At 66.1% G+C, this 15,435-nt stretch carries 13 protein-coding genes; 4 read left to right on the plus strand and 9 right to left on the minus strand.

Annotated features, from left to right (window positions below):
- Positions 1-79: 79 nt before the first annotated feature.
- A complete protein-coding gene (locus tag HV793_RS02495; protein ID WP_175161362.1) occupies positions 80-1,750 on the plus strand; it encodes an FAD-dependent oxidoreductase in 1,671 nt (556 codons plus the stop codon).
- A gap of 19 nt (positions 1,751-1,769) precedes the next feature.
- Positions 1,770-1,964 (plus strand): DUF2783 domain-containing protein, encoded by a 195-nt coding sequence (locus HV793_RS02500; protein WP_054451956.1) that lies wholly within the window; start codon positions 1,770-1,772, stop codon positions 1,962-1,964.
- 6 nt (positions 1,965-1,970) lie between these two features.
- On the opposite strand, the gene HV793_RS02505 is transcribed toward HV793_RS02500, so the two are convergent.
- Entirely contained in the window at positions 1,971-2,879 is a 909-nt protein-coding gene (locus HV793_RS02505; RefSeq protein ID WP_054451957.1) for a LysR family transcriptional regulator, read from the minus strand.
- Positions 2,880-3,044: 165 nt separating this feature from the next.
- On the opposite strand from HV793_RS02505, the gene hmgA reads away from it, so the two are divergent.
- Both hmgA and fahA read left to right on the plus strand, forming a co-directional pair.
- Positions 3,045-4,343: a homogentisate 1,2-dioxygenase gene (gene hmgA / locus HV793_RS02510; protein WP_054451958.1), complete on the plus strand. Its 1,299-nt coding sequence runs from the start codon at positions 3,045-3,047 to the stop codon at positions 4,341-4,343.
- A 124-nt stretch (positions 4,344-4,467) separates the two neighbouring features.
- Entirely contained in the window at positions 4,468-5,784 is a 1,317-nt protein-coding gene (gene fahA / locus HV793_RS02515) for a fumarylacetoacetase (protein WP_175212600.1), read from the plus strand.
- 7 nt (positions 5,785-5,791) lie between these two features.
- Here fahA and HV793_RS02520 read toward each other — a convergent pair whose 3' ends face one another.
- The 8 genes from HV793_RS02520 to HV793_RS02555 form a co-directional block, all read right to left on the minus strand.
- Positions 5,792-6,709, minus strand: a complete 918-nt coding sequence (locus tag HV793_RS02520) for a 1-acylglycerol-3-phosphate O-acyltransferase, YihG family (protein ID WP_244958624.1) — start codon at positions 6,707-6,709, stop codon at positions 5,792-5,794.
- Between the two features lie 543 nt (positions 6,710-7,252).
- Positions 7,253-9,148 carry an LTA synthase family protein gene (locus HV793_RS02525; protein ID WP_175212602.1) on the minus strand — a complete coding sequence of 632 codons (1,896 nt, stop codon included), beginning with the start codon at positions 9,146-9,148 and terminating at the stop codon, positions 7,253-7,255.
- Positions 9,149-9,292: 144 nt separating this feature from the next.
- Positions 9,293-10,021 carry a FadR/GntR family transcriptional regulator gene (locus HV793_RS02530; protein ID WP_054451961.1) on the minus strand — a complete coding sequence of 243 codons (729 nt, stop codon included), beginning with the start codon at positions 10,019-10,021 and terminating at the stop codon, positions 9,293-9,295.
- A 155-nt stretch (positions 10,022-10,176) separates the two neighbouring features.
- Positions 10,177-10,911 carry a phosphatase PAP2 family protein gene (locus HV793_RS02535; protein ID WP_119450303.1) on the minus strand — a complete coding sequence of 245 codons (735 nt, stop codon included), beginning with the start codon at positions 10,909-10,911 and terminating at the stop codon, positions 10,177-10,179.
- Between the two features lie 62 nt (positions 10,912-10,973).
- The gene (locus tag HV793_RS02540) at positions 10,974-12,344 is read right to left on the minus strand and encodes a sensor histidine kinase (RefSeq protein WP_175161351.1); all 1,371 of its coding nucleotides are present in this window, start codon (positions 12,342-12,344) and stop codon (positions 10,974-10,976) included.
- Positions 12,341-13,057, minus strand: coding sequence for a response regulator transcription factor (locus tag HV793_RS02545; protein ID WP_119450305.1), 717 nt, complete (start codon positions 13,055-13,057; stop codon positions 12,341-12,343). Before HV793_RS02545 ends, HV793_RS02540 begins: the two co-directional genes overlap by 4 nt.
- 29 nt (positions 13,058-13,086) lie before the next feature.
- Positions 13,087-14,502 (minus strand): FAD-binding oxidoreductase, encoded by a 1,416-nt coding sequence (locus tag HV793_RS02550; protein WP_175212603.1) that lies wholly within the window; start codon positions 14,500-14,502, stop codon positions 13,087-13,089.
- 116 nt (positions 14,503-14,618) lie between these two features.
- Positions 14,619-15,248, minus strand: coding sequence for a BPTD_3102 family carboxylase-like protein (locus tag HV793_RS02555; protein ID WP_054451966.1), 630 nt, complete (start codon positions 15,246-15,248; stop codon positions 14,619-14,621).
- Positions 15,249-15,435: the final 187 nt, after the last annotated feature.

Below are 15,435 nucleotides of genomic sequence, written 5' to 3' on the forward strand. Positions count from 1 at the left end.
CACCAACCGGAATCGCGCGCCGCAAGGCGGCGCGCGGCTTCGTGACATAAAAACAATATGACCCACACAGGAGACAACCGTGGGAGACATCGACTTTCAGGCGATGGAATTCGCCTATGAAAAACACGCCGACCAGGCCGCCAGCGAGCTGGCGCGCCATCAGGTGGTGGTGGTGGGAGCCGGCCCGGTCGGTCTGACCACGGCGCTGGACCTGGCGCGCCAGGGCGTGCGCGTGGTGGTGCTGGACGACGACTTCCGCCTGTCGACCGGCTCCCGCGCCATCTGTTTCTCCAAGCGCACGCTGGAGATCTGGGACCGCCTGGGCGTGGGTCAACGCATGATCGACAAGGGCGTGTCCTGGAACGTGGGCAAGGTCTTCTTCCGTGAGCAGGAAGTCTGGCGGTTCGACCTGCTGCCCGAACCCGGCCATCGCCGCCCGGCCTTCATCAACCTGCAGCAGTACTACGCCGAAGGCTATCTGTACGAGCAGGCGCGCCAGGAACCCAACATCGATCTGCGCTGGAAGAACAAAGTTGTCGGCCTGGAGCAGCGCGATGACGGCGTGGTCCTGAACGTGGAAACCCCGGACGGCGCGTATGCCCTGCATGCCGACTGGCTGATCGCCTGCGACGGCGCGCGTTCGCCGGTGCGCAAGCTGATCGGCCAGGAAAGCCACGGCCGCATCTTCCGCGACCGCTTCCTCATCGCCGACGTCAAGATGCAGGCGGACTTCCCGACCGAGCGCTGGTTCTGGTTCGACCCGCCCTTCCATCCCAACCAGTCCGTGCTCTTGCACCGCCAGCCCGACAATGTCTGGCGCATCGACTTCCAGCTGGGCTGGAACGCCGACCCGGTCGAGGCCGTCAAGCCTGAAAACGTGCTGCCGCGCATCCGCGCACTGCTGGGCCCCGACGCGCGCTTCGAGCTGGAATGGGTCAGCGTCTATACCTTCGCGTGCGAACGCATGGACAAGTTCCGCCACGGCCGTGTCGTCTTCGCCGGCGACTCCGCGCACCGCGTATCGCCGTTCGGCGCCCGCGGCGCCAACAGCGGCGTGCAGGACGCGGAGAACCTGGCCTGGAAACTGAAGCTGGTGCTGGCCGGCCAGGCGCCCGAGACACTGATCGACAGCTACGCCGTCGAACGCGAATACGCCGCCGACGAGAACATCCTGAATTCATCGCGCGCCACCGACTTCATCACGCCCAAGAGCGACATCAGCCGCAATTTCCGCAACGCGGTGCTGAACCTGGCCAAGACCCATCCGTTTGCGCGCTCGCTGGTCAACAGCGGCCGCCTGTCGCTGCCCGCGACCTACGCCGGTTCGCCGCTGAACACGCCGGACACCGACGCCTTCAGCGGCCGCATGGTGCCGGGCGCGGTGGCGCTGGACGCGCCCGTGAACGCGCAAGATTGGTGGCTGGCGCAATTGGACGGTGAATTCGTGCTGGCGTTCTTCTGTGGCGACGCCCTGCCCGACCGCAACACGCTGCTTGCCCTCCAGGCGCTGCGCATGGCGCCTGTGCCGGTCAAGGCCGTGCTGGTCGCCAGCCCGCAATGCGATCTGTCCGCGCTGCCCAAGGAGCTGGCGTCCGTCACGGACCGCGAAGGCTGCCTGGGCAAGCGCTATGACGCGCAAGCCGGCACGGCCTACCTGATCCGCCCCGACCAGCACATCACCGCCCGCTGGCGCGCCTTCGAGGCCGACGCCGTCACCGCGGCCGTCAGCCGCGCCACGGGCCGGGCCTGAACTTCGAGATCACTCCATCATGCTGATTACCGAAACCAACCTGGTCTCGCCTGACGACTTCTACGAAGCGCTGATCGAGACCCACCGCGACCTCACCAACGAGCAAAGCCAGGAGCTCAACGCGGCGCTGATCCTGTTGCTGGCCAACCACTTGGGCGACATGGAAGTGCTGCGCGAGGCGCTGCGGCAAGCGCGGGCGTCCGTGGCGCCGTAGTTCCCTTCACGCCCCGACCGCGAACGCATTGACGATCAACGCGCGCAGCCATTGGTTGCCGCTGTCGCGGTCCACCCGGCGCTGCCAGTACATGTTGGTCTGCAGCGCCGGCACTCTTATCGGCGGCGTCATGTAGCGCAGGCCGAATGGCGGCGCGGCGCTGGCGGCAAGTTTTTCGGGCACGGTGGCCAGCAGGTCGGTCGCGCTGACGATGTAGGGCACGGCCGAAAAATGCGGCACGCTGAAATGCTCGGCCAGATCGACGCCGGCGCGTTCCATGGACTGGTTGACCTGCCCATAGGGCGCCGCGCGCGACACGATGAGGTGGCGCTCGGCCCGGAAGGCCTTGAGGCTCATGCCGGCGTGCGCCGTCGGATGCGCCTGCCGGAACAGGGTCGCATAGCCCTGGCGGAACAGCATGCGCTGTAGCGTACCCGCCCCCATTTCATCGAATGCGCCGATCGCCAGATCCACCCGCCCCGCCTCCATTTCCCGAGGCAGATCCGGTCCCTGCACCCGCACCGAATCGATGCGCACCTGCGGCGCCACCTGCACGCAGACTTCCATCAGGCGCGGCATGAAGTGGATCTCGCCCACGTCCGTCATCGCCACCCGGAAGCGGCGGGTGCTGGTGGCGGCATCGAAGACGTCCTGGTCTTTCAGGGCCTGCGACAACATGGTCAACGCCTCGCTGACTGGGCCCGCCAGGCGCTGCGCGCGCGGCGTGGGCAGCATGCCCTGCGCCGTGCGCACGAACAGATCGTCGCCGAATGCTTCGCGCAGGCGGCGCAGCGCGTTGCTGACCGCGGGTTGCGACAGGTCCATGCGCCGCGCCACGGCCGACAGATTGCGGTCCTCCAGCAGATGCTGGAACAACAGCAGCAGGTTCAGATCGACATCGCGCAGCTCGGCCATACGCCCCCCTACTATTCACAAAATTTATAGTCTCTATTTTTGCATTCCCATAGCCGTAGCGGGGATTTTTTCCGACAATGCCATATGGGCTCCGGAAACCTTCCGCACGAGCCACCCGCACCAGGCCGCGCGGCCAAGCACCGCGCCGCCGCTCAGGAGGAATCTATGGAACTGCAATACCAGACTGGCTTCGGCAACAGTTGCGCTACCGAAGCCCTGCCCGGCGCGCTGCCGCTGGGCCGCAACTCGCCGCAGCAATGCCCCTACGGCCTGTACGCCGAGCAGTTGTCCGGCACCGCCTTCACCGCGCCGCGCAGCGAAAACCGCCGCTCCTGGCTCTACCGCATCCGTCCCGGCGCGCAGCACAAGCCGTTCGAGGCCTTTGACGGCGCCGCCGGCTGGCAAAGCACCTTCGGCCAAGGTCCCGTCACGCCCAATCAGTTGCGCTGGAGCCCGTTGCCCATCCCCGCCGCCCCCACCGACTTCCTGGAAGGCGTGAAGACCTGGGGCGGCAACGGCGGCCCCGACGAACTCAGCGGCGTAGGCATCCACCTGTATGCGGCCAACCGTTCGATGCAAGGGCGCTACTTCTACAACGCCGACGGCGAACTGCTGCTGGTGCCGCAGGAAGGCCGCCTGCGCCTGGCCACGGAGCTGGGCCTGATCGACCTGGAACCGCTGGAAATCGCCGTCATCCCGCGCGGTGTGCGCTTCCGCGTTGAACTGCTGGACGGCAACGCGCGCGGCTACATGCTGGAAAACTTCGGCGCGGCCATGCGCCTGCCGGAGCTGGGCCCCATCGGCTCGAACTGCCTGGCCAATGCCCGCGACTTCAAGACCCCGGTGGCCTGGTACGAAGACCTCGAAGGCGACTTCGAACTCATCGCCAAGTTCACGGGCGGCTTCTGGCGCGCTTCCATCGACCATTCGCCGTTGAACGTGGTGGCCTGGCACGGCACGCACGCGCCGTACAAGTACGACCTGCGCAACTTCAACACCGTCGGCTCCATCAGCTACGACCATCCGGATCCCTCGATCTTCACGGTGCTGACCGCGCCGTCGGACACCCCGGGAACGGCCAACATGGATTTTGCGATCTTCCCGCCGCGCATCCTGGCCATGGAGAACACCTTCCGTCCGCCCTGGTTCCACCGCAACATCGCCAGCGAATTCATGGGTCTGATCCAAGGCGTCTACGACGCCAAGGCCGACGGTTTCGCGCCGGGCGGCGCCAGCCTGCACAACTGCATGAGCGGCCACGGCCCCGACGCCGAGACTTTCGAAAAGGCCTCGCACGCCGATACCAGCAAGGCCCACTACATCCGCGACACGATGGCCTTCATGTTCGAGACGCGGCGCGTCATCCGCCCCACGGAGCAGGCGCTGGCCTCGGTAGAATTGCAAGGCGACTACTACCGGTGCTGGCAGGGCATCGCCAAGCATTTCGACCCCAGCAAGGCGTGACGCGCAGGCCTTCTGCCATCCACGCCCGCGGCGATGAGCGCAAGCTCATCGCCGTTTGGCATTTGTAATTTCCGGCGCCTGACGCCCGGCCACCGCATAACCACACTGAAAGAGACACGCAGCCATGACCACCATCAACGAAACCCACGACCCGTCCCTGAAGAGCTGGATCGCCAGCGCCAACACCGGCGAGTCGGATTTCCCGGTGCAGAACCTGCCCTATGCCACCTTCCGCCGCAAGGGTTCGACGGAGTCGTTCCGCCCCGGCGTGGCCATCGGCGACCAGATCCTGGACCTGGCCGCGCTGGCCGCCAAACAGCCCTTCGAGGGCCTGGCAGCGGAAGCCCTGGTCGCGTGCGCCACGGACAGCCTGAACGCCCTGATGGCCCTGGGCCAGGCCCACTGGAGCGCCCTGCGCCTGGCGCTGTCGCGCGCACTGCGCGAAGGCGCTGCCCTGCGCGGCACGGTCGAGCCCCTGCTCGTCGCGCAAGCCGACGCCGAATACACCACGCCCGCCCGCATCGGCGACTACACCGACTTCTACATCTCGGTGCACCACGCCACCGCCGTGGGCAAGCAATTCCGCCCCGACAATCCCCTGTTGCCGAACTACAAGTGGGTGCCCATCGGCTACCACGGCCGCGCCTCCAGCATCGGCGTGGACCAGAAGTTCCCCCGCCCCGTCGGCCAGACCCGTCCCGCCAATGAAGGCGAAGCGCCGCAGTTCGGCCCCTGCGCCCGCCTGGACTACGAACTGGAACTGGGCATCTTCGTCGGCACCGGCAACGCCCAGGGCGACCGCATCCCCCTGGCCGACGCCGAATCGCACGTGTTCGGCCTGTGCATCCTGAACGACTGGTCGGCGCGCGACATCCAGGCCTGGGAATACCAGCCCCTGGGCCCCTTCCTGGCCAAGAACTTCGCCTCCACGATCTCGCCCTGGGTCGTCACCATGGAAGCGCTGGAACCGTTCCGCACGCAGTGGATGCGCGGCCCGTCCGAACCGCAGCCCCTGCCCTACCTGGCATCCGATGCGAACCGCGCCAAGGGCGCCTTCGACGTGCAGATGGAAGTCCTGCTGACCACCGAAAAGTCGCGCGCCGACAAGCAGCCGCCGGCCTTCCTGTCGCGCAGCAACTTCCGCGATGCCTACTGGAACGTGGCGCAGCTGATCACCCACCACACCGTCAACGGCTGCAACCTGCAACCCGGCGACATGCTGGGCACCGGCACCCTGTCCGGCCCGCAACCTTCGGAAGCCGGCTCGCTGCTGGAGCTGTGCAACGGCGGCAAGAACCCCATCGACCTGCCTTGGGGCGAAAAGCGCACCTTCCTGCAGGATGGCGACCAGGTCATCATCCGCGCCGAATGCGTGAAGGCAGGCTATCCGCGCATAGGCTTCGGCGCCTGCTCCGGCACCGTGCTGCCCGCCCGCGCCTGATCCGCGCCTAGTCCGCGCCGGCGCCCGCCCTGGCGGGCGCCGTCAACGCCTCGATCTCATCGTCCTTGGCCTGCCACTGCTGGCCCAGCCAATGGTGAAAGGTCGTACGGAACGCCTTGTCGCCGGAGTAGTTGCCTTCGCAAAACTCCGGCGGCACCGGCAACTGCCGCATGCGCACCAGCACCTGCCCCGCACGACCGCAGGCCAGATCCCAGAAGCTGGGCGCACCATCCGGATAGACGATCGTCACGTCTATCATCGAACGAAACCGCTTGCCCATCGCATTCAACGCCACCGCCAGTCCGCCCGCCTTGGGCTTGAGCAGATGCCGATACGGCGATCCTTGCGCAGCGCGCTTGGCAGGGCTGAAACGCGTCCCTTCAGCAAACACCATCACGCTGGTCGGCACCAGCGAGAACTTCGCGCAGGCCCGCCGCGCAGTCTCCTGATCCTGCCGCCCCAAATCCGGATTGCGGCGCAACGCCGCCTTGCCGTGGCGCTTCATGAACGGAAAATCCAGCGCCCACCACGCCAGCCCGATCACCGGCACATAGATCAGCTGCTGCTTCAGGAAGAACTTCAGCAACGGAATACGCCGGTTCAGCGACTGCTGCAACACGAAGATATCCACCCAGGACTGGTGATTGCAGTTCACCAGATACCAGTCCGCATAGCGCAGGCCCTCATTGCCCTGTACATCCCAGGGCACATCCTGGATCCGCGCCAGCCATCCGGCGTTGCAGGACACCCAGGCCGTGGCAATGCCGTTGAGCACGGGATCGACACCCCGCCTGACCGCCGCGAATGGCAGCAGCAGCTTCAACAAGGCCAGCGGGAACAGCAGCAGGCACCAGAACACCGTGTTGAGCGCCAGCCAGACGGTGCTGATAACGCCCGTCACCCAGGCGAAACGTCCACGCGGCAATGGCAGCACGCGACGGCGCGCAGGCACGCGAGCACTGGATTTGTTTGATTGGGCAGGCGCAGCGCGGCCAGCCCCGGAAGACGATTCAGGAAAAGTCATGCGCCAGTTTCCTACCTTCAGCAAAAACTCGACTTGCGCAGAATCAAGCCACGATCAGCGCGCAGCGCACAGCGCCCCCCCCCACGGCAACACAGCGCAAGACACCACGTATGCTCGATCAGGCCGCCCGGGCGGCCTGATCGAGCGGGCACCGCAAAATCTTCCACCGCCCCGCCGCCCGCGGCAAGCACGCCAAGCAAACCACCCACCCCCGCGACGGTAAAGTTTCAAAAACCGAAGCTTGGGGCGTTGGGGGCCTGGGGCGCGCGGGGCGTCGATAAGCCCGAGGGAATCTGAAGGAAAGGCCGAAGGCCTTGACGAAGATGACGACGGGGAAGTCCGGAGCGAAGGCTCCGCACCGCAATCGTTGCCCCGCGCGCCCCAGGCCCCCAACGCTCCAAGCGTCTTAAGAACCAGCAGCATCCCGCACAAACCACGCCGCCATCAAGGCAACCGATACCGCTCTTCCCGATAAGCCCAACTAGCCCACAAAGCATGCGCCAAAGCCTCTTCCGAGAGCCGAGGATCCAAAGGTTCCACCGGCGCATAAACCTCATCCCGCCCCACAGGCGCAGCCTCATACCTGAACTGCCGCGGCGCCTTCGAAGGCTCCAGCACCAGCAATTGATCCCCCCGCAAATACCCGAAATTATCCGCGTACTGCATCATCGCCCGATCAGGATCCCGCTGCGTCAGGTCCACGCCCAGCATCGGATTCACGTTGTCCAGGCCCATCAAGGACAGCATGGTAGGCGCCATATCGATCTGGCTGACCAACCGTTCATCCTGCCGAGGCGCAATCCCCGCCCCCAGAATCAGCGCAGGAATCTGGAAATGCCGCACCGGCACCGGAATGGAACCGTAAACACGCGAATCGTGATCAGCAATTACCAGGAACACCGTGTTGTCCCAGTACGGCGCCTTGCGCGCCTTATCGAAGAACTGCCCCAGCGCCCAGTCCGCATAGCGCACAGTGTTATCCACCGTCGCCGGATCGCCCACCGGCTTGATGCGCCCTTCCGGATACTCCCACGGCGAATGGTTCGTCACCGAGAATGCCAGCGTGAACACCGGCTTGTCGCCATCCGCGCGCAGCAGCCGGTCCACCTGATTGAACATGTCCTCGTCCGACGCTCCCCACGACCCCTCGAACACCGGATTCACGAACTTGGGACGATCCACGATTTCGTCGAAACCGTTGCCCAGGAAAAAGGCCCGCATATTGTCAAAGTGCGACTCGCCCCCGTACACGAAACGCGAATGGTAGCCATGCTTGCCCAACACCTGCGCCAGCGTGAAGAAACCCGTCTGCGAACGCGGCAGCTTCACCACCGCGTCGGCCACGCTGGGCAGGAACCCCGCCGTCACCGCCTCGATGCCCCGCACCGAACGCGTGCCCGTCGCATAGGCACGGTGGAACATCCAGCCTTCCTTGCCCAGCCGGTCGATATTGGGCGTCAGGTCACGCCCGCCCAGGCTGCCCACATACTGCGCGCCCAGGCTTTCCTGCAGGATGATGACCAGATTCAGCGGCTTGTCCCGGCGCACCGTCGCCTTCTGCTCATGCAGGCTGGGATAGCGCGCATCCAGCGGCGCCCCCGTCAGTCCCGCCTTCTCACGCACAATGGCATTCATTTCGTCCACAGCCATCTTGGGATACATCGCGGCCGAGGAACGCTCATCGCGCATGCGGTAGGCGGCATCGAACACGCTATACAGCGAATTCAGCGCCAGCGCGTTGACCATGGCGTCCGAACTGTAGGCAACCTTGGCCGGATTGATCGGACGATGCTCCAGCGTGCCGCGCGCGCCCAGGAACACCAGCGCCAGGATCACGAATGAAGCCACCGGCCGCTTCCACCACGACATGAAGGGGTCGCGCGTGCGGGTCGGAAACAGGCGGATCGACAGCCAGGCCGCCAGCACCAGCACCACAAAGGCCGCCAGCAACACGCCCTTGTAGCCCTGCCACAGCATCGAACCGACCTCCTTCGGATTGAGCAGATAGATGAAATAAAGCCGGTTTGGCCGCGTATCGTATTCCGCGATGAACTGCGGCGTGGAAACCTCCAGCAGCACGAACAGCATCCACCAGGCGCGGAACCACCAGGCGGTGATGCGGGCGGCCAGCGGCCGATGCCCGAACCAGGGCGAAAACACCGCCGGCAGCGCGATCACCATGGACATCAGGCAGACGTCGATTCGCAGGCCGCCCAGCACCAGCGGCCCTAGCCCCCCTGCCGCCTCCACCCGGTCCCACATCCAGAAGGCCAGCCCCAGCCGCGACAGCGTCAGCAGCGCCAGGACCGCAATGATGAACCGCAGAGTCAGACGGCGCATGCGAGCACCTCCCCCTGGCGCCGCAACGCCTGCTCAGATGAAAGAATGCCGCTGTATATGCCGAGCAGAGCCATGCCGCCTCGTGGTTCGAAATTGGAAAACGCGCAAAGGTTAACGCGGTTTGGGACGATTCCGCGGCCGCTCTTACTGGGCGCGCCGCAGCCGCTCGCGGCTGTTGCTCAGATGCGTGCGCATGGCTGCGCGCGCGGCCTCCGCGTCCTGGCGCTGGATCGCACTGTAGATGTCTTCGTGCTCGAGGTTCACACGCGCCAGGTAGGCGGCGCGGTCCTCGTGTGCGAACTTTGCCGAATTGATCCGCGTGCGTGGAATGATGGCCGAACCCAGATGCGACATCAGATCCGCGAAATAGCGGTTGTCCGTGGCTTGCGCGACCAGCAGATGGAACTGGAAGTCCGGCGTGACGGTGTCCCCGTCGTTTTCCAGCGCGCTCTTGAAGGCCTCCAGCGCGCGCCGCATCTCATGCAACTGCTCCGGGCTGCGCCTGGCCGCAGCCAGGCCGGCAGCCTCGCTTTCCAGGCAGATGCGCAGCTCCAACAGCACCAGCACATCGCGCACCGTGGCGATGTCGGCAGGATCCACGCGGAAATCCCCGCCGCCGCTGGGCTCCAGCGCATATGTCCCCACGCCGTGATGCGTCTCTACCAGGCCCGAAGCCTGCAGTCGCGACAGGGCTTCGCGCACCACCGTACGGCTGACGCCGAACTGGCGCATGATCTCGGATTCCGTCGGCAATTTTTCGCCGGGCCGGATGTCCCCGCCACGGATGCGTTCCGTGATGCTCTCGACCAGCCCCTGAGCCAGGTTCCGGGGACGACGCCGCGGCGTGACGGGAGTATCGGCGGGAACATTCATTGGCTAGGATCCGAAAACAGTTGAGCGCGGCCGGGGACCGAGCGTCGCCGCTCATTGTACTTTGGGCCGGTATCGAGTCCGCGCGCCAGAATGGCGCCGGCGACGCGCAGCATGCCGCCGTTTCGCCCGGAGCAACCGTCCCGGGAGTCCCACGGCTAATGGTTCAAGCCCGAGACGGCCGGACGCGCAACGATGAGGGGATAGAAAAACAGGGCCGCCAGGAACCACATCAAGGTAGCGGACCAGAGCGTCTGACTGAGAAAATGGGCGCCCTGCAAGATACGCACCGTGGAAAAACCCACTCCTCCCGCGATACCCGCTGCCAGCCCCCACCAGCGCCATGCCGGACGCCCCAGCGCCCAGCCCAGGAAATACAGGGTCAACATCGAATAGCCCGCGCCCGCATGACCGCTGGGCAAAGCGCCGCCCCCTCCTGCCCGCACCCAGGTCCACCAGTACGACGGATAAGGGGTGTAGCCGCCCAGGGAGTCCAGATCATAGGGACGGGGCAGCGTCGTGTAGTGCTTCAGTTGGTTCACCAGCACCTGCCCGGTCAGGCAAGTTGCCGCCAGCACCAGCGCCGGTCCGCGCCACGGCCGCCAGGCCGGAATGCGATAGCTTGCCGCCGCCACGCCCACCGCGGCCAGTCCTATCCCGATAGGCAGGGCCAACACCATGCGATGCCCGATCAGATCCAGCCAACGGTTCAGACGCAGCGGAAAATCGTCCAGCGCCGGATCGAACAGCGCTCGAGCGATGCGCATATCCAATCCTGAGACATTGGCCCACCAAGCCAGGCAGGCCAGCGCAAGCGTGATCGCAAAGACATGGATCGACAGATACGATGCCGGCGTCGGCTTGCGCAACGCGGGCGGCGATAAAGGCGGCATGGTGGCGACAGGATGTCCGTCAGGCAAACGGGCAGCTTAGGCCGCCGACAGTCAAACTTTCGTCAAATTTGACCTTGCGCCCCGCCGGCCGCCGCCATCGCATGCCCCTCAGCGGCCTCAAAACGCAGCGTGAAGCAGGTGCCGCGCTGCTCGCCCTGGCGCGAAGAATCGACCGTCAGCGACCAGCCCTGCATATCGCAGACGCGCTTGGCGATCGCCAGTCCCAGACCGCGCGCCGTCTCGTCGGGGCCGCCCGCGCCCGAATCCCGCATGCGGCCGCTGTAATAGCGGCGGAACAGGAAGGGCAGATCGTCGGCGGCAATGCCTTTGCCATCGTCGCGCAGCTCCAGCGCGCCGTCGGCCGCCATGCTGGCGGTCAGCGTCGCGGGCGCGGCGTGTTCCACCGCGTTGCGGATCAGGTTGCGCAACACGGTCAACAAGGCATAGCGATCCAGCATGCGAACCTGACCGGCGGCGATCCGGTTTTCGAAACCGAGCCCGGTCAACCCCGCCTGGGTTTCGTACCCGCGCCAGGCGTTGTCCATGCATTCGCCGAGATCGACGGACTCCGCCGGGCGCAGTTCGTCCCGCGCCATAGAGCGTGCGCTCTCCAGCGACACGATGACATCGTCCACGTTGTCCACCACGCGAGTCAGCCGCTGGCGTTGGTCCGGAGTCAATACCTGGGTCAGCAGCATCAACTCGCTGTCCGAGCGGATCGCGGCCAAGGGCGTGCGCACCTCGTGGCTGAGATTGCCCGCGAATTCGCGCTCGCGCGCAATCGACCTGTCCACCTGGTTCTGCACCCGGTTGAAGGCCTCTATCAGCCGGCCCGCCTCGTCGTCGCGCGTCACTGCCATATCGGGCGACCCCGGCGCCCAGGTGGCCAGCCGGTCGGTCAGGTCCAGCAACGGACCGACCGCGATGGCCGCCACGCGCCGTGACAACGCATAGGCGCCCACCACGCAAATGGCGCCCACGCCCAGCACGATCAGGCCGAAGTCATGCACCCGCCCTTCGTTCTCGGTGGCGTCGTACAGCAGGTACACCTTGGCCCGTCCTGTTTCGGCCACCATCACATGCCAGGTGTAGGCGCCCGGCTCCACCAGATGCAGGCCGCTATCCAGAGACTCGATTTCCGGCGGCATGTCGGCGGGCCGATTGCCGTCCAAGCTGACCCAGGCGCGCATCGAACCGCCCAGTTCGCGTACACCTTCGCGCGGCAGGAAACCGTCGCTGACCCGGGCGTGCTGCACCAGCCGGTCCATTTCGGTGTTGAGGATGTCGTTGACCAGATCATCTTCCATCTGATCGAAGGTCAGGTAGGCCAGCAGGGCCAGCGCCGTCACGAACAACGCCACGGTTCCGGTCAACGCCCAGACCACGCGCTGGGTCAGCGTACCCCCCGCGGACGCCGACGAAATGCCGCTCATCTTGTCGCCCCGGCTTCCAGCGTCAGGCGCCAGCCGGTGCCGTGGATGGTTTCGATACCGTCGAAACCGGCATCGGCCAGCGCACGCCGCAACAAGTGGACCTGGCTGCGCAAAGCATCGGACGAAGGCGGCTCGTTGCCCCACAGCGTGGACTCCAGCTCCTCGCGCGACACCACCCTGCCGGGATCGCGCAGCAGCGCCTCGATGATGAGGCTGGCCTTGCGTGTGAGGTGCACGGGGCTGCCGTTGACCGACACCGCACGGTTGCGGGTATCGTAGGACAGGGGGCCAAAGGCCCGCACCGAGTCCACTGTCGCGCCCTTGGCGCGCTGGATAAGCGCCACCAGGCGCGCTTCCACTTCCAGCAGCGCGAAAGGCTTGGTCAGGTAGTCGTCCGCGCCATGCGAGAACCCGGCCAGCTTGTCTTCCAGGCTGTCGCGCGCCGTCAGCATCAGCACCGGAACATCCGCGCGCATGTCGTTTCGCAGCGTGTGCAGCACTGCGTTTCCGTCCATGCCCGGCAGGCCGATATCCAGGATCAGGGCGTCGAAGCGCTGCTCCTTCAGCCGCTCCAGCGCGGCCGGCCCCGAATAGGCGGCATCGGGCAGAAAGCCGCGCGCTTCCAGGAAGGTGTACAGATTGCCCGAGATGACCGGATCATCCTCGACGATCAACACCCTGTAATTCGCGCCCGCCGCGGGACTGGTTGCCATGGTTGCGATTCCCTTTCGTGCGCGCCACCTCAGGCCCGCAGTACCTTGCCCGGATTCATCAGACCTTGCGGGTCCAACGCTCGCTTTATTCTGCGCATCAGATCCAGTTCGATGGCGCTCTTGTAGCGCGGCAGTTCGTCGATCTTGAGCTGCCCGACGCCATGTTCCGCGCTGATCGAACCATGGTGCGCGTGCACGCTGTCGTGCACCACGCCGTAGATGTCGCCTTGCAGCGCCAGCAGTTCGGTCTCGGTCTGCCCCGGCGCATGGGCCACGTTGTAGTGCAGATTGCCGTCGCCCAGGTGCCCGAAGATCACATGGCGCACGCCAGGAAATCGCGCCTGCAGCAAGGCGTTGGTCTTGTGCACGAAGCCGGCGATGGCCGAGATCGGGATCGACACGTCATGCTTGACCGACTTGCCCAGCTCCGCTTCGGCCAGCGGAATACTTTCACGCAAGTGCCACAGCGCCTTGCTTTGCGCCACATTCGCGGCAATGGCTGCATCGTTCACGAGCCCGCTTTCGATGGCCTCGCCTAATACGGTCTCGAAGCGTTCGCGCGCGTGCGCCTCGCTTTCGCTGTCGGACAGCTCAAGCAGGGCGAACCATGGCGATGCGGCGGAATCCCCCTCGAAGGGCAGGCGCTGCTGCGGGAATAGTCGAACGACCGACTGCAGGCAGGCACCGCTCATCAGTTCAAAGCCGGTCAGCGCCGCGCCAAAGCCCGCCCGGGCGCGCGACAGCAGCTCGACGGCCTGATCGATGCCGTCCAGGGTCAGCAATGCCGTGCATGAAGCCACGGGCCTGGGAAACAGTTTCAGCGTGGCGGCGGTGATGATGCCCAGCGTGCCTTCGCTGCCGATGTACAGGTCGCGCAAATCGTAGCCGGTGTTGTCCTTGCGCAGGCCGCGCAGGCCGTGCCAGATCTCGCCTTCGGCGGTCACGACCTCCAGGCCAAGAGTCAGTTCACGCGTGTTGCCGTAGCGCAGCACCTGGGTGCCGCCGGCATTGGTCGCCAGGTTGCCGCCTATGGTGCAGCTGCCTTCGGCGGCCAGGCTCAGCGGAAACAGCCGGCCCGCCGCGGCTGCGGCCTCCTGTACGGCCTGCAGCACGCAGCCCGCTTCCACGGTAATCGTGTCGTTGTCGGTATCCAGTGCGCGCACCGCTGTCAGGCGGGTGGTGGACAGGATCACCGCGCTGCCGGACAGGTCAGGCGTGGCGCCTCCGCACAGGCCCGTGTTGCCGCCCTGCGGCACCACCGGCACTCCATGGGTAGCGCACAGTTTCACGGCCGCCGCCACTTCCCCGGTCGAGCCGGGACGGATAACCGCCAGCGCGGCGCCTCGATAACGGCGGCGCCAATCCAGCACATACGTGTCGGCGTCCGTGCCCGTCAGCACGTGGGATGCGCCCAGAAGGGACTGTAGATCGCTCAGCAAGGTCATAGCGCGGCACAAGTAGCGCCTGGGGCGAGCCCAGGCTGGGGGTGTGCGGTCTATTGTAGGGGGTGAGCGCCCGGGTCACAGCACGGCGGGCATGCCGCACCCGCCGGCAGAGTCTTTCAGCCGACGGCCTGATCCAGCCGCGTACCCGTCAGGCCCGAACAATAGGCCCGCGAGGCGATGCGGTTCATCAGGAAGGCCCGGTCCACGCCCGCGGGGCCGGGCATTTCCGACAGCGCGCGGTAGGCGCGGCGCAGGACCTCGCCCCGGGTCGCGCCGCACACCAGCAGCCGCGTGCACGGCAGGCGGCGGTCCACGCAACCATCGATGCGCAGTTCCAGCGCATGGGCAGCGACCGGTTCGCAGTCATGCACGGCCGTGCCCGCATGTGCCTGCGCCTGGGCGTCGATCACGCGGAACACGCCGCTGCGATCGTCCAGCGCGAAAGCGACAGTGCCCATGCCCTGCCAGCCGCGATCCCGCGCCACGTCGGCGGCGACGGCGCGCAACGCGCTTTCCACGGAAACCGGCAGATGAGGCGCCGGACACTCGGCGATCAGCACGCGGGCGTCGCGCCATACGCAGCGTTCCCAGGCGCGGCCTGTGGCCAGGCCGCCCGCCTCGGAAACGAACACGTGAATGTCGAGCCGGCGCTCGCGGCCTGCGGCCGGTCCGGCGTGATCCGTGGGCGGGCCCCGCCGGTTTGAGGCGCCCCTGGATGACATGACAGTAGAAACTTTGGCGCCCATGGCCCCTCCCGGTCTTTCTGCTTGCATAGCAAGCGTATCACCTTCGGAGGACGAGCAAGTTTTGTGCCATGCCCAGCCCACTGGGCAAACCCCGTAGCGCGGCCTGCCGCCGCACCGGAAACACGCGTGGGAGCCCGTGGGCGCACCAGATCAGGGCGGACGTCCCGCCACGGTGCAAGAAGGGAAA

This window comes from Achromobacter aegrifaciens (assembly GCF_902859965.1).
GTDB lineage: Bacteria > Pseudomonadota > Gammaproteobacteria > Burkholderiales > Burkholderiaceae_B > Achromobacter > Achromobacter aegrifaciens.

What these genes read in the sequence shown, in the direction of transcription:
- HV793_RS02545 (WP_119450305.1), bottom strand. Translation starts at nt 13,057, where the DNA reads ATGGCAACCAGTCCCGCGGCGGGCGCGAATTACAGGGTGTTGATCGTC.
- HV793_RS02550 (WP_175212603.1), bottom strand. Translation starts at nt 14,502, where the DNA reads ATGACCTTGCTGAGCGATCTACAGTCCCTTCTGGGCGCATCCCACGTG.
- fahA (WP_175212600.1), top strand. Translation starts at nt 4,468, where the DNA reads ATGACCACCATCAACGAAACCCACGACCCGTCCCTGAAGAGCTGGATC.
- HV793_RS02505 (WP_054451957.1), bottom strand. Translation starts at nt 2,879, where the DNA reads ATGGCCGAGCTGCGCGATGTCGATCTGAACCTGCTGCTGTTGTTCCAG.
- hmgA (WP_054451958.1), top strand. Translation starts at nt 3,045, where the DNA reads ATGGAACTGCAATACCAGACTGGCTTCGGCAACAGTTGCGCTACCGAA.
- HV793_RS02555 (WP_054451966.1), bottom strand. Translation starts at nt 15,248, where the DNA reads ATGGGCGCCAAAGTTTCTACTGTCATGTCATCCAGGGGCGCCTCAAAC.
- HV793_RS02530 (WP_054451961.1), bottom strand. Translation starts at nt 10,021, where the DNA reads ATGAATGTTCCCGCCGATACTCCCGTCACGCCGCGGCGTCGTCCCCGG.
- HV793_RS02540 (WP_175161351.1), bottom strand. Translation starts at nt 12,344, where the DNA reads ATGAGCGGCATTTCGTCGGCGTCCGCGGGGGGTACGCTGACCCAGCGC.
- HV793_RS02525 (WP_175212602.1), bottom strand. Translation starts at nt 9,148, where the DNA reads ATGCGCCGTCTGACTCTGCGGTTCATCATTGCGGTCCTGGCGCTGCTG.
- HV793_RS02500 (WP_054451956.1), top strand. Translation starts at nt 1,770, where the DNA reads ATGCTGATTACCGAAACCAACCTGGTCTCGCCTGACGACTTCTACGAA.
- HV793_RS02535 (WP_119450303.1), bottom strand. Translation starts at nt 10,911, where the DNA reads ATGCCGCCTTTATCGCCGCCCGCGTTGCGCAAGCCGACGCCGGCATCG.